Origin of the sequence: Stenotrophomonas aracearum, from assembly GCF_031834615.1 — a bacterium.
Lineage (GTDB): Bacteria > Pseudomonadota > Gammaproteobacteria > Xanthomonadales > Xanthomonadaceae > Stenotrophomonas > Stenotrophomonas aracearum.
The window spans coordinates 693,256-718,082 of the sequence record NZ_CP115543.1 but is presented as its reverse complement, the minus strand read 5'-3'; the positions used below and the strand labels follow the sequence as shown (position 1 = coordinate 718,082).

Below are 24,827 nucleotides of genomic sequence, written 5' to 3'. Positions count from 1 at the left end.
CTATTCCGGCGGCAACTCGAATACCTGGCGCAGGTACGCCAGGTAGCCCGGGTCGTCGCACATGCTCTTGCCCGGCGAATCGCTGAGCTTGGCCACCGGCTGGCCGTTGCAGCGGACCATCTTGATCACGATGTTCAGCGGCGTCGGGCCCAGGTCGTTGGTCAGGTGCGTGCCGACCCCGAACGCCACCTGGCAGCGGCCACGGAAGTAATCGAACAGGCGCATCACCTTCTCGATGTTCAGCCCGTCGCTGAACACCAGCACCTTGCTGCGCGGGTCCACGCGCCGCTCCTTGAAGTGCGCCAGCATCCGGTCGCCCCAGCTGAAAGGGTCGCCCGAATCGTGCCGCACCCCGTCGAACAGCTTGCAGAAGTACATGTCGAAGTCGCGCAGGAATGCCTCCAGCCCGACCACGTCCGACAGCGCGATGCCCAGGTCGCCCCGGTACTCCCGTGCCCACGACTCCAGCGCCGCCACCTGCGAATCGCGCAGCCGCGGCCCCAGCGCCTGGAATGCCTGCAGGTACTCGTGCGCCATCGTGCCGTGCGGCGTCATCCCGTACAGCCGCGCGAAATGCACGTTGCTGGTGCCCACGAACTGTTCGCCCAACGCCTCGCGCATCATCGGCAGCATGCGCGCATGCCAGTCGCGCGAGTAACGGCGGCGGCTGCCGTAGTCGGCGATGCGGCACAGCTCGAAGCCCGGCGTGTCGCGCAGCAGCGCGGTCTTGGCCTGCAGGCGGCGCTCGCCCTCGGCGAAATCCGGCGTGCTGGTGTTGCGGAACCAGACCTCGTTGATGATCGCCAGCAGCGGCACCTCGAACAGGATCGTGTGCAGCCACGGACCGGTGATGTCCAGCTCGATCTCGCCCGGCACCGTCTGCGACGCACGCAGGTCGATGTACTTGCGGTCCAGGTGGAACAGGCCGAGGAAGTCGGCGAAGTCCGGCTTCACGAAGCGCAGCCCGCGCATGTAATCCAGCTCGTCCGCCGTGAACCGCAGCGTGCACAGGTGGTCGATCTCGGCGTTGATCTGGTCGATGTATGCCGCCAGGTCGATGCCGGGCGTGCGGCACTTGAACCGGTACTGCACCTGCGCGCCGGGGTGCTGGTGCAGCACCGCCTGCATCATGGTGAATTTGTACAGGTCGGTGTCGAGCAGCGATTGGATGATCATGCCGGGCAGTATGCACCCGGGAACATGTACCCACCATCGGCGGGTACCTAGCGCAGAAGCCTCGGCACCTGCGCGACGGCGTGGGCCCAGATCGCCCCCCATACCGCCACCTGCACCGCCAGGTTGCGGCGCGGCGCCTCGAACTTGCGGAAGTAGCGCCACAGGCCCCGGTGCTTGTGCCACTCCACGAAGAACGGCCGCGACCGGCTCGACACCCCGCGCACATGCACCACCTGCAGATCGTTGGCGATCGCCACCACCGCACCGGCCTCGCGCGCGCGCCGGCACAGGTCCAGGTCTTCGGCATGCAGCCGGTAACCCGCGTCCCAGCCCCCGATGCGCTCGAACAGCGCGCGGGGCATCAGCAGCAGGGCCCCCGACAGCGCCGGCACCACCTGCAGGGTCTGCGACGGATCGGCCGCAATCGCCAGCCGCGCGCCCTGCCCCGGATGGCGCAGCATCGCCGCGAAGTCCGGATCGCGACGGCGCACCGCCGCATCCGGCTGGCCCTGCTCGTCGACCTGCTCCACGCCCAGCACGCAGTCGCCCAGCGACTCCCCGCGCGCGCGCAGCAGCGCCAGCGTATCGGGGCCGACCATCAGGTCCGGGTTGATGAAGGCCAGCCACGGCGCATGGCTGTCGGCCACGCCCTGGTTGTTGGCCGCCGCGAAGCCGGGGTTGTCCGGGTTGGCGATGAAGCGCACGCGCGGATCCGCGCTGGCATGGCGCTGCACGATGTCCAGCGTGCCGTCGTCGGAATTGTTGTCCACCACCCGGATCTCGGCGACCTCGGCGGCGGCGCGCAACCGCGCCAGGCAGGCGTCCAGGGTGCTGGCGCTCTGGTAGCTGACGATCACAACGGCAATGCAGGGATTCAAACCGACGACTCCGGGGGCGGGGCGGGCGACGCGAACAGATCGCCCTGGGAACGCGGCATTATCGCCTGCTGGTGCAGGCGCTGCAGGTCCTGGCGCAGCTGCAGCAGCGGGTCGCCCATCAGGAACCCGGCCAGGCGCGGCTGCCAGGCCGGCCAGCGCGTGCCCAACGCCTCCATGTCGCCGTCCTGCGCCTGCGCCTCGCGTTCGCGCGCCACGAAGGCGTTTTCGCACAGTGCGTTGCGCCAGCCCAGTCCGGCCATGCGCAGGCTCAGGTCGACCAGCGCCGCGTTCCACGAGGCATAGCTGTGCATGTCCAGGCCGCCCGCCTTGCGCCGCGCGTTGGCCCGCAGCAGCACCGCATGGGTCACCGCCGAGGGCAGCTCCGGGTGCAGGCTGGGCAGTGCCGCGCAGGCCTGGGCCATCGCGTCCAGGTTCTCTGGAACCGGATCGATCTCGCCCAGTCGCGGCCATGCGGCGGTTTCGCCGGCGTTGCACCACGGCGTCGCCGAGCCGATCGAAGCATCGCGGGCGAAGCACGCATCGAGCTGCTGCAGCCAGCCCGGCGCGGGCACCGCGTCCGGCGCCAGCACCACCACGTCGCTGCCTTCGCAGGCGCGCAGCATTTCATCCAGGTGGGCGACTTCGCCGATCGGGCGCGCGCGGCGGGTGTATTCGGCGCGCAGCGGGGTGTGCGCCAGCCAGTGTTCGATCACCGCCTGCGCGCGCGGCCCGGCCTGGCCGTCGTCGGCCAGCCATACCGGCGTTCCAGGCGGACTGCCGGCGTCCAGCGCGGCCAGGCAGCGGTCCAGGGCGCTGTCATCGACCGCGATCGGCAGCAACACGATCGTCCCCATCCCTTCCCCTCTGCGCGGCGTCGTGCCCGCAGCGTAGCAGGCGCGGCCGCCAACCGCGCGGCCGCCGCCGGTTCAGCGCTTCGGGCGGGCCGGGAACGGCTCCATCGCGCGGAAGCGGTTGCTGTATTCGTCGGTCAGGTTCCGCGACTCCTGCGCGTTGCGCACGATGGTCGGGGTGAGCAGCACGATCACCTCCGAACGCCCGCTGACCTGGGTCTTCTTGCCGAACAGGGCGCCGAGCACCGGGATCCGGCTCAGCCCCGGCACGCCGTCGGCGCCGGTTTCGTCGTTGTTGGTGATCAACCCGGCCAGCATGATGGTGTCGCCGCTCTGCACCGCCGCTTCGGTGGAGATCTTGCGGGTGTTGATCGGCGGGTTGCAGGTGGTGCGGGTCGGGTCGCAACCGGACGGAATTGCGCCGGCCGAACTGACCTCCTGCACGATGTCCAGGAACACCACGCCGTCGCGGGTGATGCGCGGGCGCACCTTGAGGATCACGCCAGTGTCCAGGTACTGGACCTGGCTGTAGGTGTTGTCGCCACCGACGCCGGTGTTCACCGACACCGAGTTGATCGGGATCTGGGTACCCACGTTGAGGGTGGCTTCGGCATTGTTGCGCACGAAGATCGACGGGGTCTGCAGCAGGCGCAGGTTGCTGACCTTGTCCAGCGCGGTCACCACCGCCGCCGCATTCTTGCCGAGGAAGGTCCAGCCCAGCCCGGTGTCGCCGACCCGGCCGGAAATGCTGCCCCAGATCGAACGGCCCAGCGCGCTGGGCAGGTCGATGCCGCTTTCGGTCTTGCCGGTCTGCACCGCCTGTTCGAAGAACCAGTTCACGCCGTAGCTGAGGTCGCCGGTCAGCGCCACTTCGGCCACCTGCGCTTCGATGTGCACCTGCATCGGCATCACGTCGAGCTTTTCGATCACCTCGCGGATCGACCGCCAGGCCTGCGGGGTGGAGCGCACCAGCAGCGTGTTGGTTTCCTCGACCGCGGAAACGCCGACCGAATCGCCCTGCACTTCCAGGTTGAAGCTGGCGTTGCCGGACTGGCGCTGCGGCAGGCTCATGGTGCCTTCGCCCATGCCGCCGGTGCGGTTGGTGCCACCGGTGCTGGCGTTACCGCTGTTGAGGCTGGAGCCGCCGGTGCCATCCTGGCTGCTCAGGTTCTGGATGGTCGCGCCCGGCGCCAGCGAGGTGTCGAAGCTCCGCCCCCCGCGCCCGTTTTCACTGGCGAAGGCTTCGGCCAGGCGTTCGGCCAGGTCCTTGGCCTTGATGTAGCGCAGCTCGTAGGAGAACAGCCGCGCGCTGCCACCGGCGGTGTCGATCCGCTCCAGCCACTGCTGGATCTGGTCCAGGTAGCGCGCCTGCGGGGTGATCACCAGCACGGCGTTGGCGTTTTCCAGCGGGAGGAAACGGAACATGCCGGCACTGGGGGTCTTGCTCTCTTCACCGAACACTTTTTCCAGGTCGGCGGCCACCTGCTCGGCCTTGCCGGTCTGGATCGGGAACACGCCCACCGACATGCCCGACAGCCAGTCCACGTCGAAGATCTCCACCGTGCGCAGGTAGTTCTCAAGCTCCGCGCGGGTGCCGCCCAGGGTGATCACGTTGCGGCCGCCGTCGACATTGACGATCGCGTTGGGCCGCGCGTACGGCTCCAGCACCTTCTTCATTTCAGTGGCCGAGATGTACTGCAGCGGCACCACCCGCACTTCGAAGCCGCGCGCGTTGGCGGCCGGTGCGGTGCTCGGCGCCACGGTGCCGGCCAGCGCCTGGTCGGCGGCCACGATGTTGTAGCGGCCGCCGCTGTAGACCATGCGCGCGTTGTTCCAGCCCAGCACCATTTCCAGCAGGTTCAGCGCCTGCGCCGAAGACACCGGCTTGGGCGTGGCCAAGGTCACGGTGCCCTGCACGCCGGGGGCGATCACGTAGTTCTGGCCGAGCATGTCGCCCAGGATCGCCTTGACCACCGCGTGCACCGACTCGCCTTCGAAGTTGAAGGTGGCGGTGCCGGTGCTCGCCTGCGACAACGCCGGCGACGGTGCCGCCGCCGCGCTGCGGTTGATCATGGTGCCGCTGCCACGGCGGATCACCGGCTGCGGGGCACCGTCGCCCAGCGGCTGCGCGTCCACGCCGTCACGCGAACCGTCGCCGGCCACGACCTGGTGCTTGCCGGTGAGGATCGCATTGCGCTGCACTTCGGGGGCAGGCACGGAAGCGCAGCCTGCAAGCAGGGCGACGGCGAACGACAGGGAGAAAAGACGCAATGTCATGCTTTCACTCTATTTGGTTTGGCCGGAGCCGCCTGGCGGCGGCTGCTGCGACTGTTGCTGTTGCTGCAATTGCTGGCGGCGCGCCTGGATGCGGGCGCGGATGGCTTGCATCTGTTGTTCGCTCGGTCCCTGCGCGGGCGGCTGCGCGTTCGGCGTCTGCGCCGCAGCGGCGGCGGAAGCAGCGGCTGCGGCCGCGTTCGCAGCCGCTTCGGCGGCCTGCGCGGAGGCCGGTGGCACGCGCGGCATCGGGTTGGAGGTCGGCGGCGGCGCCGGCGGGCGAACGCCGTTGCCCTGCCCCGCGCCGGCCGCCGTTCCCAGCACGGTCGGCGGCTCGCCACCCTGGCCGCTGAAGGTCACCAGTTCCAGGGTCTGGGTGCCGCCGGGACCACTCACGGTGGCACTGCGCGGTTCCAGCGCCACCAACTGCCAACCATTCACTGCCTCGCCATTGAGGCGCAGGCGCAGCGACTGCTTCTGGTCAGTCGTGAGGATGGCCATGCCGAATTCGGAGGTCAGCAGGACACCGGTCAGGGTGACCGCGCTGGACGTACTGCCGGCATCGCTGCCACCGAGCAGGTACGGCCGTGGCTTGCGGTCTTCGGCAAACAAGGGACGCGCGCCGATGGCGGCGTAGGACTCGGCCGAGGCCAGCCGTTCCGGCGCGGCCGGCGCCAAGGTGGGCAATGCCGGCGGCACGCGGTCGCCGGCGTCGGGCGGCGCGATGCGGCCGCCCACGCCGAACAGCGTGGCGATCCAGATCGCGGCGGCCCAGGCGACCACGCCGCCGAGCCACCAGCTGCGCAGGGAGGCCAGTTCAATCTTCAATGATCGTGCCCTCGTCAACCGGTTGCGCAACGCCGGGGTCGGTCGGTGCGGCCATCGCCGAGCCTACCGGTTCCAGCCCGGCCGGGGCCGGGCCGGGCGCTGCCGCAGCCGGAGCGGCAATCGCTTCGGTGCCGGCACCGGGTTTGAGGTAGCCGACCAGCTCGAACGACACGTCCAGGCCGGTGCCGCTTTCATTCGGCGAGGCCTGGAAGCGCTGCGCCAGCAGGTTGAGGTTGTTCACGAACAGGCGCGGGCTGCCGGTTTCAAGCGTGTGCAGCACCGCCGCCATTTCCGGCACGCCGCAGCGCAGCCGGACCTGCAGCGCCACGCGCGGGAACTGCGCGTCGCGCGCGGTATCGGTCAGCGGCGAGCGGTTGCTGATGGTGCAGCTGCGGTTGCCCGGGCTGGCCGAGGCGACCGCGTCCTGCAGGCGGCTGGACAGCGCAGCCGCGGCCGATTCGGCGGTGGGTTCGCGCAGGAAGCCGGGTCGCCCCTGCAGGGCTGCTTCCACCTCCTGCAACCGCTGTTGCACCTGGCCGCGTTGCTGCAGCTGCGCGTCCACGCGCTGCTCGCGCTCCTGCGTGTCGGCAATGTCGCGGTTGATGTCCAGCAGCGGGCGGGTGAACCACGGGTGCACCAGCAGCAGGTAGGCCAGCGCCAACGCGGCCAGCAGCAGGCCCAGCGCCAGCCAGCGGTCACGGCGTGTCGGCGGCATTGCCATCGGCAACCTCCGGGGCGGGCGTGGCAGCGGCGGGTGCGGCCGGGTCCGGTGCGCCGGGCAGCGGCTGCAGCTCGGCGGTGAGAGTGAAACGGTCGCGGCCACCGGCCCCACCGTCGGCCTGCAGCACGCCGGTCAGGTTGACCTTGCGCCACAACGGCGAGTCCTGCAGCAGCGGCACCAGCTGCGAGGCTTCGCGGCTGAGGCCGATCAGCTGCAGGGTGTTGCCTTCCACCGACAGCTTTTCCAGGTAGGTGCCGTCGGGCAGCAGGCGGGTGAGTTCGTTCCACAGCTCCACGGTGCTGGCGTGCTCGCTGCGCTTGGCTTCCAGGAATGCGGCGCCGTCGACCAGCTCCTGCAGCTGCTGGCGCTGCGCGGCCACGCGGCGGGCATCGCGCGCGGACGCGTCGACCTGCTCGCGCAGGCGCTCGGCGGCGGCCTGGCGGTTGTCCAGCAGTTGGGTCGCGGCCAGCGCCAACAGCACCACGGCGGCGCAGCCGAGCAGCAGGTTCCAGCGCCGCATCGGGTCGCGGGTGAGCTGGCGCTGGGTCGCCGGCAGCAGGTTCACGCCGAGCGGCTGGCCGTGGCCATCGTCGGCATCCACCCCGGCCAGCTGCTGCGCCCAGGTGCCGGCCTGCTGCGACCACTGCTCCAGCGCCTGGCGCGGAATGACCACCAGCTCCACCTGCAGCTGGCCGTCGGGCAGCGTGCCCAGTTCGCGCACGTCGTAATGCACCTGGCTGGCTTCGAACGGGGTCTGCCGGTCGATCTCGAAACCGACCACGTCGCGCAGGCGCGGCGCGGCAGCGGCCGGCAGGCGCAGCGGGCGGCGCAGCACCGCGGAGGCCGGCAATACCCAGTGCCGGGGCAGTCCGCGCAGGCGCGCGTCGAGCACCCGCTCCAGATCGGCGGGCGCGGTCGGCCACGGCAGTTCGGCCACCGCCTGGACCTGCTCGGCGGTGTCGCGGCGCAGCACCAGCTGCTCGGCATGCCGCGACAGCAGCAACCGCGACTGCGACCAGCCCATCGCCCACTGCCAGCGCAGCGGCAACCAGGCCAGCAGCGAACGCCGCCACCAGCGCAGGCCAGTGCCCACGCCGGGCGCGAGCCGTCCCCGTGCCTGTTCCAGACTGTCCCGCCAAACCGTCATCGAGCTGCCATTCCCTGTTCCCAGCGAAGTACCGTGTATGTCGTTCCGGGCGTGCCCGCCGCGCCCATGCGTACCACCGCGCGCAGCACCGACACCCGGCCGCGCGGGTCCGTCGCGCGGCTCTCGATACTATAGGTGCCGCTGCCACTGGCAAGCGCGCCGGTCACGTTTTCGTCGCCCGCCGCCTCGCTGCGCTCGCGCTCGGCCAGCAGCGGTTCGGCGTCCAGCCCGAGCGCGGTCAGCACCGGCCCGGCCGCGAAACGGGGATCCGGACGCGACTGCCGACTGTACAGGGTCAGCATCGGTTCCATCCGTTCATACAGGTCCGGATCCATGCCGAGGACCCGCTGCAGTTCGCCCAGGGTCTCGAAGCGCCCGTTGCGCGCGCCATACGGCAGGCCGGCCGCCTGGTAGTCGGCTGTTTCGGCACCGCCGCCGGGTTGCTTGAGGTTGTCGGGATCGCGCCAGTCCGCGATCGCGCCGGCCAGCTGCTGGGCCCGCCCGGGCTCCACGTCCAGCGCGCGCAGGAAACCGCCGAGCAGGGCGGTGTCGGCCAGGTTGAGATTGATCTTGCCGTTCTCGTCGACCACCCGCAGGTCGATGCGGCGGCCGTCGAATTCCCAGCGGTAGCGGCGGCCGTCGGCCTGCCAGGACGGCTGCAGCGCGGAGGGCCGCATGCGGAACAGCGCGTACTCCAGTCCGGCGCGGGCGTGTTCCTGGCCGATCGCATCGTCGCCGATCACCCGTTGCTGCAGGTGTTCGATGCGCGCACTGAGCGCGAACGCACCAACCACGGCGGTGAGCAGCGCGATCAGCCACAGCACCAGCACCAGTGCGGCACCGCGCGTGCGCCTCATCGGCGTGCCTCGCGCGCCTGCGACAGCGCGGCGACCATCGGCGGCCACGCCGGTCCCTGCAGCGGCACGATGCGGACTTCCACCAGCAGCGGCAAGCGCCGGGTGTCCTCCCACCGGGTCTGCCACTCGCCGAGCTGGCCGCTCTGCGGGTCGATGCCGCGGTAGCGGAACGCCACCTCGCGCAGGGCGTCGGCCAGCATTTCCGGCGGGCGCGGCGGCGTTTCGGCGATGCGTTCGCCGTTCTGCACCAGGGTCAGCGCCACATCGAGGCGCAGGTCATTGCCGCTGCGGTTGACCTGCAGCTCATGCACGTACGAACCGCCACGACCGAGGTAGCCGGGCAGTTCGGACACGAACAGCATGTGCTGCGGTTCGCCGAGGAAGTACAGCGGTTCGCGGGTGGGATCGGGCGGTTCGGCGGCGGTCGGCAGGGCCATGCTCAAGCGCCGCCGCAGGAAGCCTTCCACCGCGCGCATGCGCTCGTTCTGCGCGGCCACGCGCTCGCCGCGCTGGGCGATGTTCATCGCCGAACGCACGGTGGCGAACGCCAGCGCCAGGCCGCCGACCAGCAGCACCGTGGCCAGCAGCACTTCGATCAGGGTGAAGCCACGGGCAGCACTACGGCTCATCGCGCTGCGTCCGGGGTGGTGGGCAGCAGCCGCAGCGACCGCCACTGCAGGCGCTCGCCATTGCCCTCGCCCCAGCGTACCTGCAGGGTCAGCTGGGCCAGGGTGGGACCGGTGGCGAGGGTGGCCGCGGCCGGTTGCAGCGTATCGACGCGCGGGTCGACATACGGTTCGACCTGCAGGTCCCAGCGATAGCGGCCGTCCTCCCAGTCGCCCTGGGTGCGCCCGACCTGCAGCGGTGCCTCGATCCCGGTCGCGGCCAGCAGCGACTGCGCATGCAGGGTGGCGCGGGTGCGCAGGTCGGCGCCGTGCACCTGGCGCGCCGCGCCGGACAGGCTGCCCAGCAGCAGGGTCAGCGCCAGCGCCAGCAGCGCGAAGGCGACGATCACTTCCAGCAGCGAGTAACCGCGCTGTCGTTTCATTGCGCACCCCGCACCGGCCCGGAGCGCACCTCGCCGGTGATCCAGGCCACGTCGATGCGCCACAGCGCGTCGCGCACGCCCAGCTCGATGCTGCCGCCGCTGGAGCCGCCGTCCGGGTGGAAGGCGATGCCGGCCTTGCCGCTGGCCACGCCGGCGACCTGGCCGGCGCCGCGGAAGTGCACCTCGATGGCGGCCGGCAGGCTGCCATGGCGCCCGTTGGGCGCTTCCCAGGTGCGCGCCTGCGGGTCGATCAGGAAACGTTGGCGTTCACCGGTGGCAATGGCCTGGGTGCGCGTGTAGCGCAGCTGGCTGGCGATGTCCTTGCCCGCATTGCGCAGGCGCATGCCGTCGATGCCACCATTCATGGCCGTGGCGGTGACCGCACCGATGATCGCGATGAGCGCCACCACCAGCAGCATTTCCAGCAGCGAAACGCCGCGCACGGCCCGACGCTGCGGCGCGGCGCGTCGCCTGCGAGGACTGCACGGTGCTGCGGAACGGCCCAAGCGCGCTTACTCGTACTTGATGTCCGCGTCGTAGCTGCTGCCACCGACCTTGCCGTCCTTGCCCAGGCTGATCAGGTCGAACGGCTGGCCTTCGCCGGGTGCGCGGTACTCCAGCGCATTGCCCCACGGGTCGTTGAGTTCAGCGGGCTTGGCGTACGGACCCAGCCAGCCGCTGCTGCCACCGGGCTGGGTGACCAGGTCGTCGAGCTTGGCCGGCAGCTTGCCGGTGTCGAGCTGGTAGTTCTCGATCTTGCCGGCCATGGTCTGCACCTGGGACTTGGCGATGTTGGCCTTGCCGCGGTCGGCGCCGCCGAGCACGCGGCTGCCGACCAAGGTCAGCACCGCGCCGATCAGCACGATGACGATGATGATTTCCAGCAGGCTCATGCCCGACTGGTTGCGCGGCGACGCGAAGTGGGAACGGGTGCGACGGTGGATCATGGAAGCTCCTTCAGCCTATGGCATTGGTGAGGTCGTACAACGGCACCAGCACGGCGACGATCACCAGGCCGACCACCGAGGCCAGCACCAGCGTGATCACCGGCACCAGTGCCGACAGCAGGCGATCGATGGCGCGTGCGGTTTCCTGTTCGAAGGTGTCGGCGGTCTTGAGCAGCATGACATCCAGCGCGCCCGATTCCTCGCCCACCTGGATCATCTGCAGCGCCAGCCGCGGGAAACGCCTGCCCTTGCCGAGCGCGGCGGACAGGCCGTTGCCGTTCTTGACGTCGTCGCTGGCGACATCGACATCGGCGGCCAGCGCGCGGTTGCCCAGCACGTTGCGCGCGATGCCCAGCCCGGACAGCAGCGGCACGCCATTGCGCAGCAGCGTGCCGAGTGTGCGTGCCAGGCGCGCGGTTTCAAGTTTGCCGATCAGCCCGCCGATGCCCTTGCGCTGCAGCAGCCAGCCATCCAGCGCCAGGCGTGCGGCCGGTTGGCGCAGCTTGCGCTCGACCACCAGCAGCGCCAGCGCCGGCACCACGATCATCGCCAGCCAGCCCTCGCGCACCACCAGGCCGGCGTTGAGCACCCACTGGGTGAACCACGGCAGGGCCACGTCCAGGCTTTCGTACATCAGCGCGAACTGCGGCACCACATACCCGAGCAGGAACAGCAGCGCGCCACCGACCACCGCCAACAGGATCGCCGGGTAGATCAATGCGTTGATCACGCGGCCTTTCAGTTCCTGGCTGCGTTCGAGATAGTCCGACAGCCGCTGCAGGGTGTCGTGCAGGCTGCCACCGGCTTCGCCGGCACGCACCATGTTGATGTACAGCCGCGAGAACAACCCGTGCTGGCGTTCCAGCGCGGTGGACAGGGCCGCACCGCCGCGCACGACGTCGCGGATGTCGGTGATGACCCGCCGGCTGCGTTCGTCTTCGGGCAGTTCCAGCAGGATGGTCAGCGCACGGTCCAGTGGCTGCCCGGCGCCGAGCAGGGTGGCCAGCTGCTGGGTGAACTGGACCAGCGCGGCGCCGTCGAACGGCTTGCGCCGCAGCAGCGCGGTCCACGAGGTACTGCCCGCCCCACCCTCGCCGGCGAGGCGCGCTTCCATCGGAAGGTGCCCCTGGTCCTGCAGCTTCGCGGCGACATCGGCTTCGCTGGCGGCGTCCATCTGGCCGTCGAACAGCTCACCGTGCGCGTTGAGGGCCTTGTAGCGGTACTGCGGCATGCTCAGCTTTCCTCCGTCACGCGCAGCACTTCTTCAATCGTGGTGTAGCCCTGCAGCGCCTTGGAAAGGCCGTCTTCGTACATGGTGCGCATGCCGGCCGCGCGTGCGATCTGCTCCACTTCGCCCATGCCGGCGCGGCGCATCACCGCGCGGCGCAGCTCGTCGTTCATCACCAGGAATTCCATGATCGTGGTGCGCCCGAGGTAGCCGGTGGGCGCGAGCGCGGAGGGCTGCGCACGGTACAGGTAGATCTCGCCTTCCGGCTGCAGGCTGCGCAGGTCGAAGCGTTCGATCTCTTCGGGCGAGGCCAGGTAACGCAGTGCATGCTGCGGCTCCAGCCTGCGCACCAGCCGCTGGGCCAGGATGCCGTTGATGGTGGAGGTCAGCAGGTAGTCTTCCACGCCCATGTCGAGCAGGCGGGTGATGCCGCCGGCGGCGTTGTTGGTGTGCAGGGTGGACAGCACCAGGTGGCCGGTGAGCGCCGACTGGATCGCGATGCGCGCGGTTTCCAGGTCGCGCATTTCGCCGATCATGATGATGTCCGGATCCTGTCGCACGATGCTGCGCAGCGCGCTGGCGAAATCCAGGCCGATCTGCGGCTTGGCCTGGATCTGGTTGATGCCTTCGATCTGGTATTCGACCGGGTCTTCGACGGTGATGATCTTGACGTCGGCGGTGTTGAGCTGGCTCAGCGCGGTGTACAGCGTGGTGGTCTTGCCCGAACCGGTAGGTCCGGTGACCAGCAGGATGCCGTGCGGCTGGTCGAGCACCTTGCGGAACTGCGGGAGGAACGCGTCGGTGAAGCCGAGCCGGTGGAAGTCGAACACCACGGTGTCGCGGTCGAGGAGGCGCATCACCACGCTTTCGCCGTGTGCGGTAGGCACGGTGCTCACGCGCAGGTCCAGCTCCTTGCCCTGCACGCGCAGCATGATGCGGCCGTCCTGCGGCAGGCGGCGTTCGGCGATGTTCAGCCGCGCCATGATCTTGATGCGGCTGATCACCGCGGCGGTGAGATTGGCCGGCGGGCTTTCGCCTTCGATCAGCACGCCGTCGACGCGGTAGCGCACCTTCAGGCGGTTTTCGAACGGTTCGATATGGATGTCCGAGGCGCGCAGTTCCACCGCACGCTGAATCACCAGGTTGACCAGGCGGATCACCGGGGCTTCGGAGGCGAGGTCGCGCAGGTGTTCGATATCGTCGACCGCGCTGCCTTCGCCGTCGGCGGTTTCGATGATCGCGCCCATCGCGCTGCGGCCCTGGCCGAACCAGCGCTCGATCACGTCGTCGATCTCCGAGCGCAGCCCGACATGCAGGCGCACCGGCACCGCCATCGCCAGCTGCACTGCGTCGGCGGTGTAGGGCTCCTGCGGATCGCTCAGCCACAGGTCGAGCACGCCGTCGTGCAGGGCCAGCGGACAGGCGTGGAATTGTTTGAGGAAGCGCAGCGACAGCGGCAGCGCGTCGAGCAGGGATTCGGGGGGCGCTTCGGGCACCGCCTTGCCTTCCAGCAACGGCAACGCCAGCACCTCGGCGCAGGCCTGGGCGTGGTCGCGTTCGGACACCAGGCCCAGCCGCACCAGCAGTGGCAGCAGGCTGCCGCCGGATTCGCGCTGCAGCGGGCGCGCGCGAGCCAGGTCGGCTTCCTTCAGCCGCCCGTTGCGCAGCAACAGCGCCACGATGCGGGCTTCCGCATCGGTGGACGACTCTTCAGCAAGATCGTGGGTTACCGCATTCACGAAAGCTCTCCTGGCGACCTGCCGACTTTACCAGTTCGCCGTAGGGCCACATGCGGTGGTGGCCGACAGAAAAACGGGAGCCCGTCACAGGACGGGCTCCCGCAGGCATTACCGGGCCGTTACTGAACGGCCTGGATGCTCACGCCACTGAAGGCCGATTCGCCGACCAGCTTGATGTAGTACGTGCCCGCCACCGGCGCGGTGAAGCGCACGGTTTCGCTGTTGCCCGGACGCGCCGACTTGGCGTCGAAGTCCGTCGCGGACGGCTCTTCGCCGGCGCTGACATACAGCGAGACGTTGCCGCTGCCACCGTAGGTGAGGAAGCTCACCGTCTTGCCGGCCGCCGCTTCGAAGCTGTACAGCGTTTCGCTGCCGCCGGCGCCGCTCAGGCCGGTGACCGCCACGCGGTTGGTCAGCGGCGTCGCATCCGGCGCGCAGTCCTCGGTGCACGGCTCTTCCAGGGCCTTGTCGAGCGCGCCCTTGGCGTCGACGATGCCGCTGCCGATCGGGGTCGCGGCCGGGATGGTCACCGGGAAGGTGCGTGCGCTCTGCTTCAGCAGCGTTTCCAGCTGCGCCGGGGTCAGCGGGTCCTTGCCGGCCGAGGCCAGCGCGCCCTGCACCAGCGCGGCCACGGCGGCCACGTGCGGCGAAGCCATCGAGGTACCGCCCATGCCCATGTAGCTGTAGGCACCGGAGGTCGGGGTGGTCAGGCCGTTGTAGCCGGCCTGCCAGACGTAGCCGCCCGGGTTGCCGTCCACGCCGCCGCCACCGCCCGGACCGGACAGGTCCACCGCCGCGCCGAAGTTGGAGTAGGAGGCGATGCCGCCGGTGATGCGGGTCGCACCGACCGCGATCACGTTGGCGCAGCTGGCCGGGCGGTAGCCGGAGGCGTTGGAGGCCTGGTTGCCGGCCGCCACCACCACGGTGGTGCCGCGCGACACGGCGCCGTTGATCGCATCCTGGTACGCCGGGTCGCACGCGCCGCCGCCGCCCAGGCTCATGTTGATCACTTCGGCCGGGTTCGGGTTGGCCGGAATGCCGGCAACCGTGCCACCGGAGGCCCAGGTGATCGCGTCGGCGATGTCGGACAGGTAGCCACCGCACTTGCCGAGCACGCGCACCGGCAGCACCTTGGCCTTGTAGGCCAGGCCGGCCATGCCGATCGTGTTGTTGGTCGCTTCGGCGACCGTGCCGGACACGTGCGTGCCGTGCCAGGAGCTGTCTTCAGCCAGCGAACCGGCGTAGCACTCGTTGTCGTTCTCGACCCAGTCGCCGTAATCCAGCGCACCCGGGACGCGTTCATCGGTGGGACGGCGCGAGGTTTCCGCGTCGCTGATGAAGTCATAGCCTTCCAGCAGGGTGCCGGCCGCAAAGTCCGGATGCTGCGGCAGGATGCCGGTATCCAGCACCGCCACCACCACGCCTTCGCCCTGCGCCACGTCCCACGCGGCCGGTGCATTCACACCACCGGTGGCGCTGTGCAGGTGCCACTGGTACTGCGCGTAGTACTGGTCGTTCGGCACCAGCTGCGGGGTTTCCTTGGCGCGCGTGTCGGCGCGCTGCAGCTTGACGTCGGCGGCAGCGTACTGGACCGACGGGTCGGCCTGGATTTCCTTCAGCACTTTCTGCAGGTCCGCCTGGCTGAGCTTGCCCTGCAGGCGGATCACGTCCGCCCCGGTGCCGAGCCGGCGCAGCAGCTGCGGGCTGGCTGCGGCGCTGCGCGAGGCAGTGGCGCCGAGGCTGGCGCGCGAAACCGCCGAGGTCACCGCGGCCAGCTTGGCCGAACGGTCGGCGGCAGCGGCGGTGCCGGTGCGGTATTTGACGATGATGCGTTCGGAATTCTGCTGGGCGGTGCTGGCCTGGCGCGCCGGCTCCTTGACCGGCAACCCGGCGGCATAGGCGCTGGCGCCCACGGACAGCGACAGCACGGCGGCTGCCAGCACGTTGATGCGAAGGTTCTGCTTATTGGTCACGTTGAAATCCTCTTCAAGGTCATGGATCAAACGACTGTTCAGGCCAACACTCCATGCGGAAACCCCGGCCGGCCCTGGCCAGGGTTCCCGTGACCCGCCCCCTCAGGCCTTGCATTGCATGCGCGGGTTACCAGCCGAAGCCGGCACCCACGCCCACCGAGCTGTCATCACTGCTGAACGCACCACCCAGGGTGACGGTGGCGCGGTCGCTGATGGCGCGCTGATAACCCAGCGACAACGCCGACTCGCCGCTCTGGAAGCCGACGCCGACACCGACCCGGTTCTGCGTCCGGATGCCGGCGGCGCTGGTGGCCATGTTGAGCATGGCCGCGTTCATCGCACCCTGGCGGTCGATGCGACGGTCCTGGTGACGCAGGCGCTCGTCGATCTCGCCCTTGTAGATGTCGAAGGTGTCGGCCATCGCGCTGTACCGCTGGTCGGTATAGCTGTTGGCCGCGGCAACCCCGCCATCGAGCTGGCCCTTGTTGACCGCGTCGGTGGCGGCGCTGCCGGCGGCCACGTTGGTGACCTGGCGTTCGGCCCCCACCGCACCCACCGAGACCGTGTCGGCGCGGTCGGCGACCGAGCCCTGGCCCAATGCCACCGAGTTGGCGGCCGTGGCGCTGGCCCCCTGCCCGATCGCGGTCGCCGAAGCGCCGCTGGCGATGGCGCCTTCGCCCATGGCCACCGAGGTGACCGGCAGTGCGGCGGCGACCGGCTGCGAGCTGCCGTAGCTGGTCGCGGTCGGCGTGCCCTGCACCACCGGCGCATCCGCACTGGCCACGCGGGCCGTGTCCGCGCTGGCCGCGGTGGTCGCCGCCGTGTCAGCCGCTTCGGGCGCGGCCGCCACGCTGGCGGTGGACACCGACGCGGTGCGCGCACGTGCCGCGTTGCTGCCGCCACCGGCGATGCGCTGGTCGAGGTCGCTGACCTTGGCGTCGAGCGCGCCCAGTGCATCGCCTACGTTGTTGTAGGTGCTGCCCTGGATCACGTAGTTCGGCGCCACGAACACGCCCTGCATGCCGACGCTGGCGCCGCCGCCGAGGAAGCTGGCGGTGTCGGTCAGTGCCTGGAACAGCTGCCCGCCGTTGATGGCCTGGCGGCTGCTGCTGGTGATGGACCCGTTGGCGACGTTGTCCACGGTGGTGCCTTCGATGCCCGACAGGGTCAGCGTGCCGCGGCTGCTGTCGTCGTAGCTCAGCGCATTGACCGTGGCGTTCTCCACCGACCCGATGCGGTCGTCGATGTCGCCGACCCGGGTTTCCACCGCGCCCACGCGCTGGTTGGTGGTGTTGAGCTGGCCACCGGTGACCGCGTCGGTGCTGCCGGCGGCGACACGACCGGCCGCGACATTGACGATGCGGCGGGTGGCCGGCGAATCGGTACCGTTGCCGCCACCGACCGAGACCACGTTGGCTTCAGTGGCACGCGACCCCGCACCCAGCGCCAGCGAGTTCGCCCCGGACGCGGCAGCGCCGGCACCGAGTGCGACACCCCCGGCGCCGTTGCTGACGAACGCGCCGTTACCGATCGCCACCGCGTTGGTGGCATTGGTGGAGGACAAACGGCCGAGCACCGTGCTGTTGGTGCCGCTTGCCTTGGCATCGGCACCCACCGCGGTGGCGCCCGTGGCCGACGCGGTGGCGGCGGTGCCCAGTGCGCTGCTGCGGGTGCCGCTGGCGGTGGCTGCCGAGCCGGCCGCCAGCGCATCGGTGCCGCTGGCGCTGGCCACGCCGGTGCCGCTGGCCTGGAAGCGCTGCCCCACCGCATCGGCGGTTGCAGCGACGCTGTCCAGCTGCGCCTTGTTCACCGCATCGGTGGCATTCACCGCCGCGCCCACATTGGTGATGCGGCGCGTGGCCGGACCGGTGGTGCCGTTGCCGCCACCAACCGAGACCACGTTGGCTTCGGTGGCACGCGAGCCTGCGCCCAGCGCCACGCTGCCGGTGCCGTTGGCCCAGGCGCTCTTGCCCAGGGCGGTGGCGTTGATGCCGCTGTAGGCGTAGCTGTCCTGGCCGAGGGCGGTGGAGCCGGCCGAGGTAGCCCACGCCAGCTGTCCGACCGCGGTGGTCTGCGCAGCGGTGGCCCAGGCACTGGCGCCACTGGCGAAGCTGTTGGCGCCGCTGGCCTGTGCGCTGTTGCCGATGGCGATGCTGTACGCACCGGAGGCGGTGCTGCCCCAGCCGAACGCAGTGGCGTAATCGCCGCTGGCTTCTGCGCCGTAGCCCACGGCCGTGGTGCGCACGCCGCTGGCCGCGCTGAACGCACCGACGGCGGTGCTGTAGTCGCTGCCCGCTTCGGCGCTGTAGCCGAAGGCGGACGACTGCACCCCCGCTGCGGTGGAACCCGCGCCACTGGCGGTGCTGAACGCCCCGTCCGCCTGCGCGCCGGCACCCAGCGCGGTGGCGCCGGTGCCGCTGGCGCTGGTCGCCTTGTCCAGCAGCACGTTGCCGTTGGCATCTTCGTAGTACAGCGCACCACCGACCGCCGTGGCCGAATCGGCGGTGGCCGACGCGTTGTAACCCGACGCCGAAGCATAGCGGCCGGACGCCAGCGAACCGCTGCCGTAGGCCGAAGCGCCGGTGCCGAACGCGTTGGAGGCTTCACCTGCGGCAGTGGCGTAGGTGCCATCGACGTAGCTGCCCACGTCATCGCCGTTGCCGCTGCCGGAGGCCTTGAAGTAGCGGTTGGTTTCCTCGGCGGTGTCGGCCACTTCATTGAGCTGGTCGAGGTTCACCGCGTCGGTGCCTTCCGTACCCGCTGCCACGTTGGTGATCTGGCGCTGCGAAGTGGCAGTGCCGACCGAGACGCTGTTGTCGCGGTCCGCACTGGAACCGGCACCCAGCGCCACGCTGTTCACGCCGGTGGCGGTAGCGCTTTCGCCCAGAGCGGTGGCACTGACGGCGTCGGCCCACGAATTCCAACCGATCGCGGTGGCGTAGTCGTCGGTGGCCCAGGCACCGGCACCGAAGGCCGCGGCACCGGTGCCCGACGCACGCGCCGGAATGAAGCCGAAGAACGTGCTGCCGCCGATGGCGACGCTCTCATCGCCGGTCGCTTCGCTGTACTCACCGACCGCAACGGCGCTGGCGCCGGAGGCGATTGAACCGTAACCCAGTGCCGAGGACAGCTGGCCGCTGGCTTCGCTGTAGCTGCCGAACGCCGATGCACCGGCTTCGGATGCAGTGGCGCGGAAGCCGTTCGCGGTGGCCTGCTGGCCCGACGCAATTGCTTCGCTGCCACTGGCGCTGCTGTAGGCGCCCGAGGCCTGCGCACCGGCACCGATGGCGCTGGCACCGATCTCGCTGGCGGCGGCACCGTTACCGACCGCGACGCTGTTCTCGCCGGTCGCCTGGGCCTCGCTGCCCAGCGCTGCGGCGCCTTCGGCCGTGGCCAGCGCGTTGAAGCCCACTGCAGTGGCGTTGTCGGCCAGGGCGTTGGCGCCGCTGCCGAGTGCACTGGCACCGTTGCCGATCGCGTTGGAAGCCTCACCGGCGGCGAGCGCGTTGTCGCCGTCGACGAAGGCACCGGCATCACTGTCGTCGCTGCCGCTGGCCTGGAAGTACTTGCTGGTGGTTTCAGCCACCGCTGCCACTTCCTTCAACTGCGCCAGGTTGACCGCATCGGTGTCTTCGGTACCCGCACCGACATTGGTGATCTGGCGATCGATGGCGTCATGCACCACACCGGCGGCATCGGTCCAGGCCTGCGCGGCACCGACCGAGACCGAGTTGGCACGATCGGCCAGCGTGCCGGCACCCAGCGCGACGCTGTTTTCAGCGTCCTTGGTGGTCCAGGTGTTGCTGCCGAGCACGCTCGAGTTCACCGCCTGCGCATAGCTGTTGTAACCGACCACGGTGGCACCGTCTTCGGTGGCCCAGGCTTCGCTGCCGACCGCCGTGGTCTGCACGCCCTGGCTGGCGCTGTTGGCATCGGCGCCGGCCAGCGCGTTGAAGCCGACGGCTACACTGGAGTCGGCGGTCGCTGCGTTGTTGCCCAGTGCCACGCCGTAGGTACCGGCGCGCGCCTGCACGCCGAACGCCGCACCGGCGATGTCGGCGAAGGTGCCCTGGCCGACCGCGGTGGCGACTTCAGAGGCCTGGCTGTAGGTACCGATGGCGGTGCCGAAGAAGCCGGCGGTGGCACCTGCACCGAACGCACTGGCGGCCCAGCCGTCAGCGGTGGCGAAGTTGCCGATCGCGGTGGTCTCGCGACCCAGCGCCCAGGCGCCGTAACCGACCGCCGTTGCGGCCAGGCCGCTGGCTTCGGAACCGGCACCGATCGCCACGCCGCCAAAGCCCTGCGACAGCGCGCCGCCGCCGATGGCGACCGAGGCGTTGCCGCTGGCATTGCTCAGGTCGCCCACTGCAACGGCACCGGCGCCGCTGCTGGCGGCATTGCTGCCCAGTGCTACCGCGTTGTCGGCGGTGGCGGTGGCGTTGAAGCCGACCGCGGTGGCTTCGTTTGCGACCACGGTGCTGCCGGCGCCCAGCGCGGTGGCGCCGTTGCCGATGGCGTTGCTGGCTTCACCGGCGGCCAGTGCATCGTCGCCGTCGACGAACGCACCGGCGTCGCTGGCATCGCTGCCGCTGGCCTGGAAGTACTTGCTGGTGGTGGCGGCCGCGTCGGCGACCGCGTTGAGCTGGTCGAGGTTCACCGCGTCGGTACCTTCGGTACCGGCGGCCACGTTGGTGACCTGGCGTTCGCTGCCGGCGCTGCCCACCGACACGCTGTCGTCGCGGTCGGCAATCGAGTCCGCACCGAGCGCCACGCTGTTTTCGCCTTCGGAGGTGGCGGCGTTACCCAGCGCCGTGCTGTTCAAGCCCGGCGACCACGCACCACCACCCACGGCGGTGGAGTAGTTGCCGGAGGCTTCGGTCGGCAGCAGGCCGAACAGCGCGCCACCGACGGCCACGCTGTTGGTGCCGCTGGCGAGGCTGCCCTGGCCGGTGGCGGTACTGTAGGAACCGCTGGCGACGGCATCGCCGCCGAGCGCGACACTGTTCGACCCGGTGGCCTGGGCGAAGCTGCCCAGCGCAGTCGCGTTGAAGGCCGTGGCGGCGGCGTAGCCACCAATGGCGGTGGTGTAGCCGGCGGTGGCTTCGGAGGCGAAGCCGTAACCGGCCGACAGGGTGCCGCTGACCACGCTTTCCGCGCCCACTGCCGTGGCCCCGGAACCGCTGGCGGTGCTGTAGTAACCGAGCGCGACCGATTCCTCACCGGCTGCTTCGGAAAGTGCGCCGCCGGCCAGGCTGCCTGCGCCGGAGGCCACGCTGGCCGCACCGCTGGCGGTGCTCTGCTCGCCCGAGGCCAGGCTTTCAGCGCCGCTGGCGGTGGCGTACTCGGCGGTGGCCTGCGCGTTGGCGCCGCTCGCCGTTGCATTGGCGGTGGTGGCCAGCGCGTTGAAACCGACCGCGGTGGCATTGGTCTCGAGGGCGAACGCGCCGCTGCCGACTGCCGACGCACCGCTGCCGCTGGCGAAGCTGCTGGAGCCCACCGCCGTGGCGTAGTCGCCATCGGTGGCGGCATTCGAACCGGCCGCCACGCTTTCAGCGCCGCCGGCCACGGCCACGCCGTCACCGGTGGCCTGGAACTTGTCCGTGGCGGCGGTCAGCTGGTCCACGTTGACCGCGTCGGTGCCTTCGGTACCGGCGGCCACCTGGGTGATCTGGCGCTGCTGGTCGTCGTTGCCGACCGAGACGGTGTACGCACGATCCGCGCGCGAACCTGCACCGAGCGCCACTGCGTTGGAGGCGCTGGCGTTGCTGCCGGCACCGATGCCGATGGCGCTTTCGCCACCGGCCACGACATTGGTGCCGATGGCGATGGTGTTGATGCTGTTGCCCAGCGCCTGGTAGCCGACCGCGACGCTGTTGTCGCCGTAGCCGAAGGCGCCGCGACCCAGTGCGGTGGAACTGCTGCCGCGCGCCCAGCTGTTGTAGCCCACGGAGGTGGCACCGGCGCCGTCGGCCCAGGCCGCGTAGCCCACCGCAGTGGCATTGGCGTCGGTAGCCCAGGCGCTGGCGCCGAACGCGGTGGCGCTCTCAGCAGTGGCCCATGCGTACGCACCGGTGGCGGTGCTTTCCACGCCGCTGGCAAACGCGTTGTCGCCCTGTGCAGTGCTGTAGTCGCCGGTCGCGCGCGACTTGTAGCCTTGGGCCAGGCTGTTGTCGCCCAGCGCCTGTGCGCCGTTGCCGAACGCGTTGCTCTGCGCACCGGTGGCCTGCGCACCGGCACCGACCGCAACTGCGTCCTGTGCAGCGGTGGTGCCCACGGTGACGGCATTGCCATCGCCGTCGACGATGGGCTGGTTGTACTGGTCGTAGGCCTGGCCAAGGCCGCCGATGGCGACGCTGCCAGTGCCGGTGGCGGCGACGTTGCGGCCGACCGCGACGCTGTCATCGCCGAGTGCCGACGCGCCATTACCCACCGCGGTCGCACCCGCGCCGAACGCGTTGCTGGCTTCGCCGGCAGCCAGGGCGCCGTCGCCGTCGGCGAACGCACCCACGTCGCTGTCCTGCGACGGATTGGCCTTGAAGCGCTTGGCGGTTTCATCGGCGGTGGCGGCCACGCTGTCCAGCTGCGCCTTGTTCACCGCATCGGTGTCTTCGGTACCGGCGGCCACGTGGGTGACCTGGCGCTCGCTGCCGACATCGCCGACCGACACGGTGTTGTCGCGCACCGCGGTGGAGTTGGCACCCAGCGCGACGCTGTTGGCACCGCGTGCGGTGCTGTAGAAGCCAACTGCCGTGCTCAGCTCGCCGCTGGCCCAGCTTTCCGCGCCGAGCGCGGAGGCGCCCTCGCCCGGCGCATAGGCGAAGTAGCCCACGGCCGTCGCTTCAGTGCCGGAGGCTTCGCTCAGCGTGCCGTTGGCCACCGCGTAGTCGCCGCTGGCAATCGCACCGGCGCCGACCGCCGTGGCGGCTTCGCCGCTGGCCTGGGTCTGCACGAAGAAGCCCAGGCCCGGGATCAGGTCGGCCGGACCACCGATGGCGGTGCTGCTGGTACCGGCGGCCACGCTCTGGGTGCCGACCGCCGTGGCGTAGTCGCCCGTCGCATTGGCGACCGCACCGAACGCGGACGACTGCGCACCGGCCGCATACGCGCCGACGCCGTAGGAGGACGCGGCGAAGCCGGAGGCTTCGGCGCTGGCGCCCACCGCGGTGCCGCCGACGCCGGCGCTGGTGGCACCGGTATCGACCGGCACCCCGCCGTTGGTGATCAGCGGGTTGCCGTCTTCGTCCACGGCGGTGCCGCCCACGGCGACGCTGCCCGGGCCGTTGGCCTGCGCGTTGGTGCCGAAGGCGGCGCTGTTCTGGCCGCTGGCCAGTGCGTTGTAACCGACGGCGGTGGCGTCCTGCGCAACGGCGGTTGCACCGCTGCCGAGCGCGGTGGTGCCGTTGCCAAGTGCGTTGGTGGCTTCACCCACGGCGGTGGCGTTGTCGCCATCGGCAAATGCGCCGGCATCGCTGTCGGCGCTGCCGGTGACCTGCACGTACTTCGCGGTGGTGGCGGCCACGTCGCCCACTTCGTCGAGCTGGGCCTTGTTCACCGCGTCGCTGGCTTCGGTGCCGGCGGCGACGTGGGTGATCTGGCGTTCCAGGCCGTTGTTGTTGCCGACCGAGACGGTGTCGACGCGATCCGCGTACGAGCCTGCACCCAGCGCGACGCTGCCCACGGCAACGGCAGCGGAGTTGGAGCCCAGGGCCGCGCTGAAGTCGGCCACGGCGGTGCTGAACGCACCCACCGCAATCGAGGCTTCGCCGCCGCTGCCGGCGCCGCGGCCGAGCGAGGTGCTGCCCGCGCCGATGGCCAATGCGCCGCCACCAATCGCGGTGGCACCGTCGGCACTGGCTTCGGCCAGGCCACCGATCGCCGTAGCTGCGCCGTTTTCGCTGGCGGCAAAGGCGGACGCACCGAGCGCGACATCGCCGAGGCCGAACGCCATCGCGCTCTGGCCGACAGCCACGGTCGCGTCGCCGATGGCGAGGCTGTTCTGGCCGAATGCACTACCGCCGAGGCCCGCAGCCACCGCATCGGTGCCCACTGCCGTGGTGGCGTTGGCCAGCGCCTGGCTGTTGTGGCCGAGTGCGATCGCACCGTCGCCGTCGGCGTTGGCGTCGGCACCGGCAGCGAGCGCGCCGTCACCGTCGATGCTGGCCGCGTCGCTGTTGTCGCCAGCGCCGTCGGCCTTGAAATAGCGGGTTGCACCGGCAGCGGTCGCCGCCACCGTGTCCAGCTGTGCCTTGTTCACCGCGTCGGTCGCGGCGGTGCCGGCGGCGACATTGGTCACCTGGCGTTCCTTGCCGGCGTCACCCACCGACACCGTGTTGGCGCGTGCGGCACGCGAGCCGGCGCCGAGTGCCACGCTGTTGGCGGCCGAGGCCGTGCTGTTGCTGCCGATCGCCACCGCATTGGTGCCGGACGCCGTGGCGTTGCCGTCAACCACGCAGCTGTCGATCACGTTGCTGTTGAGCACCACGCAGTTCGTGTTGCCGCCCACTTCCACCGATTGCGCATGCGCATCGGATATCGCGCCGCTCATGCCGAGTCCCAGCGTCAACGCAATGGCGGCGGACAACACCGACGCACCGCGTGCGTCGGCAGACCGTCGCTGGTCGATCACCACGCCCGGGGTCTGGCTGCTGGCCAATTCGGAGGCAACCACCATCTGCCCCAGTGCTTTGTTCCAGACCTTGCGATAAATCCGATTCATCGATGCGACTCCTGGTTGGACTGGTTTTAGGCAAAGCGACGCCAACGCCGGACACCGTGGTCCAACGTCCCCTGGGGGCGTGTGCTTGAATTTTTTGGATTACTGCGTGAAGTGCCGAACGGCGTGTGCAACGAACAGAGAACGCGCCATCCGTGGGGTTACTGCAGAACTGAACGCTGTCGAAATGAGACCTCAGTGTTAACGCAGGGTTTTGGTGGCGTCAAGACTTTGACGTCAAAAACTGTGCGAACGCGAGAGTCGTCACAGATCTGACTATTCATCAACGTGTTTTGTTAGATCGATGTGAGCATTCTTCATCACACGCATTCACGCATGTAACGCGCTGTAACTCGTTGCTTCGACACGGGTTGAAATCGCGCGTAAAAAAAAACCGCCGACAACGTCGGCGGTTTTTTCACATGGTGCTCACTGCGTCATCACACG

16 protein-coding genes are annotated in these 24,827 nt (G+C 70.0%); all 16 read right to left on the bottom strand.

All coding sequences use genetic code 11. The annotated features are described in order from the left end of the window. The 16 genes from pncB to PDM28_RS03130 all read right to left on the bottom strand — a co-directional run bounded on the left by pncB (position 1) and on the right by PDM28_RS03130 (position 24,383). A complete protein-coding gene (gene pncB, locus PDM28_RS03205; protein ID WP_311183811.1) occupies positions 1-1,176 on the bottom strand; it encodes a nicotinate phosphoribosyltransferase in 1,176 nt (391 codons plus the stop codon). Between the two features lie 47 nt (positions 1,177-1,223). Beyond that, complete coding sequence (locus PDM28_RS03200; RefSeq protein ID WP_311183810.1) at positions 1,224-2,054, bottom strand: glycosyltransferase family 2 protein; 831 nt, start codon at positions 2,052-2,054, stop codon at positions 1,224-1,226. Next, on the bottom strand, positions 2,051-2,908 hold the full coding sequence (locus PDM28_RS03195; RefSeq protein WP_102946365.1) for a glycosyltransferase family 2 protein: 858 nt from the start codon (positions 2,906-2,908) through the stop codon (positions 2,051-2,053). Before PDM28_RS03195 ends, PDM28_RS03200 begins: the two co-directional genes overlap by 4 nt. Positions 2,909-2,980: 72 nt before the next feature. Continuing rightward, entirely contained in the window at positions 2,981-5,182 is a 2,202-nt protein-coding gene (gene gspD / locus PDM28_RS03190; RefSeq protein WP_311183809.1) for a type II secretion system secretin GspD, read from the bottom strand. Positions 5,183-5,191: 9 nt separating this feature from the next. Continuing rightward, entirely contained in the window at positions 5,192-6,007 is an 816-nt protein-coding gene (locus tag PDM28_RS03185; protein WP_311183808.1) for a hypothetical protein, read from the bottom strand. Next, positions 5,997-6,728 (bottom strand): type II secretion system protein GspM, encoded by a 732-nt coding sequence (gspM, locus tag PDM28_RS03180; protein ID WP_102946362.1) that lies wholly within the window; start codon positions 6,726-6,728, stop codon positions 5,997-5,999. Before gspM ends, PDM28_RS03185 begins: the two co-directional genes overlap by 11 nt. Continuing rightward, the gene (locus PDM28_RS03175) at positions 6,703-7,875 is read right to left on the bottom strand and encodes a PilN domain-containing protein (RefSeq protein WP_311183807.1); all 1,173 of its coding nucleotides are present in this window, start codon (positions 7,873-7,875) and stop codon (positions 6,703-6,705) included. The genes gspM and PDM28_RS03175 overlap by 26 nt, the downstream gene beginning before the upstream one ends. Beyond that, positions 7,872-8,732, bottom strand: coding sequence for a type II secretion system minor pseudopilin (locus PDM28_RS03170; protein ID WP_311183806.1), 861 nt, complete (start codon positions 8,730-8,732; stop codon positions 7,872-7,874). Before PDM28_RS03170 ends, PDM28_RS03175 begins: the two co-directional genes overlap by 4 nt. Then, positions 8,729-9,361 carry a type II secretion system protein J gene (locus PDM28_RS03165; RefSeq protein WP_311183805.1) on the bottom strand — a complete coding sequence of 211 codons (633 nt, stop codon included), beginning with the start codon at positions 9,359-9,361 and terminating at the stop codon, positions 8,729-8,731. The genes PDM28_RS03170 and PDM28_RS03165 overlap by 4 nt, the downstream gene beginning before the upstream one ends. Continuing rightward, complete coding sequence (gene xpsI, locus PDM28_RS03160; RefSeq protein ID WP_311183804.1) at positions 9,358-9,780, bottom strand: type II secretion system protein XpsI; 423 nt, start codon at positions 9,778-9,780, stop codon at positions 9,358-9,360. Before xpsI ends, PDM28_RS03165 begins: the two co-directional genes overlap by 4 nt. Continuing rightward, the gene (gene xpsH / locus PDM28_RS03155) at positions 9,777-10,199 is read right to left on the bottom strand and encodes a type II secretion system protein XpsH (protein WP_311184632.1); all 423 of its coding nucleotides are present in this window, start codon (positions 10,197-10,199) and stop codon (positions 9,777-9,779) included. The genes xpsI and xpsH overlap by 4 nt, the downstream gene beginning before the upstream one ends. Positions 10,200-10,292: 93 nt before the next feature. Further along, a complete protein-coding gene (gene gspG, locus PDM28_RS03150) occupies positions 10,293-10,727 on the bottom strand; it encodes a type II secretion system major pseudopilin GspG (protein ID WP_102946357.1) in 435 nt (144 codons plus the stop codon). Positions 10,728-10,737: 10 nt separating this feature from the next. Next, positions 10,738-11,958: a type II secretion system protein XpsF gene (gene xpsF, locus PDM28_RS03145; protein ID WP_311183803.1), complete on the bottom strand. Its 1,221-nt coding sequence runs from the start codon at positions 11,956-11,958 to the stop codon at positions 10,738-10,740. A gap of 2 nt (positions 11,959-11,960) precedes the next feature. Continuing rightward, the gene (gene gspE, locus PDM28_RS03140) at positions 11,961-13,694 is read right to left on the bottom strand and encodes a type II secretion system ATPase GspE (RefSeq protein ID WP_102946355.1); all 1,734 of its coding nucleotides are present in this window, start codon (positions 13,692-13,694) and stop codon (positions 11,961-11,963) included. Between the two features lie 119 nt (positions 13,695-13,813). Next, positions 13,814-15,667: a S8 family peptidase gene (locus tag PDM28_RS03135; protein WP_311183802.1), complete on the bottom strand. Its 1,854-nt coding sequence runs from the start codon at positions 15,665-15,667 to the stop codon at positions 13,814-13,816. A gap of 127 nt (positions 15,668-15,794) precedes the next feature. After that, on the bottom strand, positions 15,795-24,383 hold the full coding sequence (locus PDM28_RS03130; protein ID WP_311183801.1) for an ESPR-type extended signal peptide-containing protein: 8,589 nt from the start codon (positions 24,381-24,383) through the stop codon (positions 15,795-15,797). Between the last annotated feature and the right edge of the window lie 444 nt (positions 24,384-24,827).

Bases quoted from the DNA above. Each gene is read 5' to 3' on its own strand.
- pncB (WP_311183811.1), bottom strand. From the start codon at position 1,176: ATGATCATCCAATCGCTGCTCGACACCGACCTGTACAAATTCACCATG.
- PDM28_RS03195 (WP_102946365.1), bottom strand. From the start codon at position 2,908: ATGGGGACGATCGTGTTGCTGCCGATCGCGGTCGATGACAGCGCCCTG.
- gspD (WP_311183809.1), bottom strand. From the start codon at position 5,182: ATGACATTGCGTCTTTTCTCCCTGTCGTTCGCCGTCGCCCTGCTTGCA.
- gspM (WP_102946362.1), bottom strand. From the start codon at position 6,728: ATGGCAATGCCGCCGACACGCCGTGACCGCTGGCTGGCGCTGGGCCTG.
- PDM28_RS03175 (WP_311183807.1), bottom strand. From the start codon at position 7,875: ATGACGGTTTGGCGGGACAGTCTGGAACAGGCACGGGGACGGCTCGCG.
- PDM28_RS03170 (WP_311183806.1), bottom strand. From the start codon at position 8,732: ATGAGGCGCACGCGCGGTGCCGCACTGGTGCTGGTGCTGTGGCTGATC.
- PDM28_RS03165 (WP_311183805.1), bottom strand. From the start codon at position 9,361: ATGAGCCGTAGTGCTGCCCGTGGCTTCACCCTGATCGAAGTGCTGCTG.
- xpsI (WP_311183804.1), bottom strand. From the start codon at position 9,780: ATGAAACGACAGCGCGGTTACTCGCTGCTGGAAGTGATCGTCGCCTTC.
- xpsH (WP_311184632.1), bottom strand. From the start codon at position 10,199: ATGCTGCTGGTGGTGGCGCTCATCGCGATCATCGGTGCGGTCACCGCC.
- gspG (WP_102946357.1), bottom strand. From the start codon at position 10,727: ATGATCCACCGTCGCACCCGTTCCCACTTCGCGTCGCCGCGCAACCAG.
- xpsF (WP_311183803.1), bottom strand. From the start codon at position 11,958: ATGCCGCAGTACCGCTACAAGGCCCTCAACGCGCACGGTGAGCTGTTC.
- PDM28_RS03130 (WP_311183801.1), bottom strand. From the start codon at position 24,383: ATGAATCGGATTTATCGCAAGGTCTGGAACAAAGCACTGGGGCAGATG.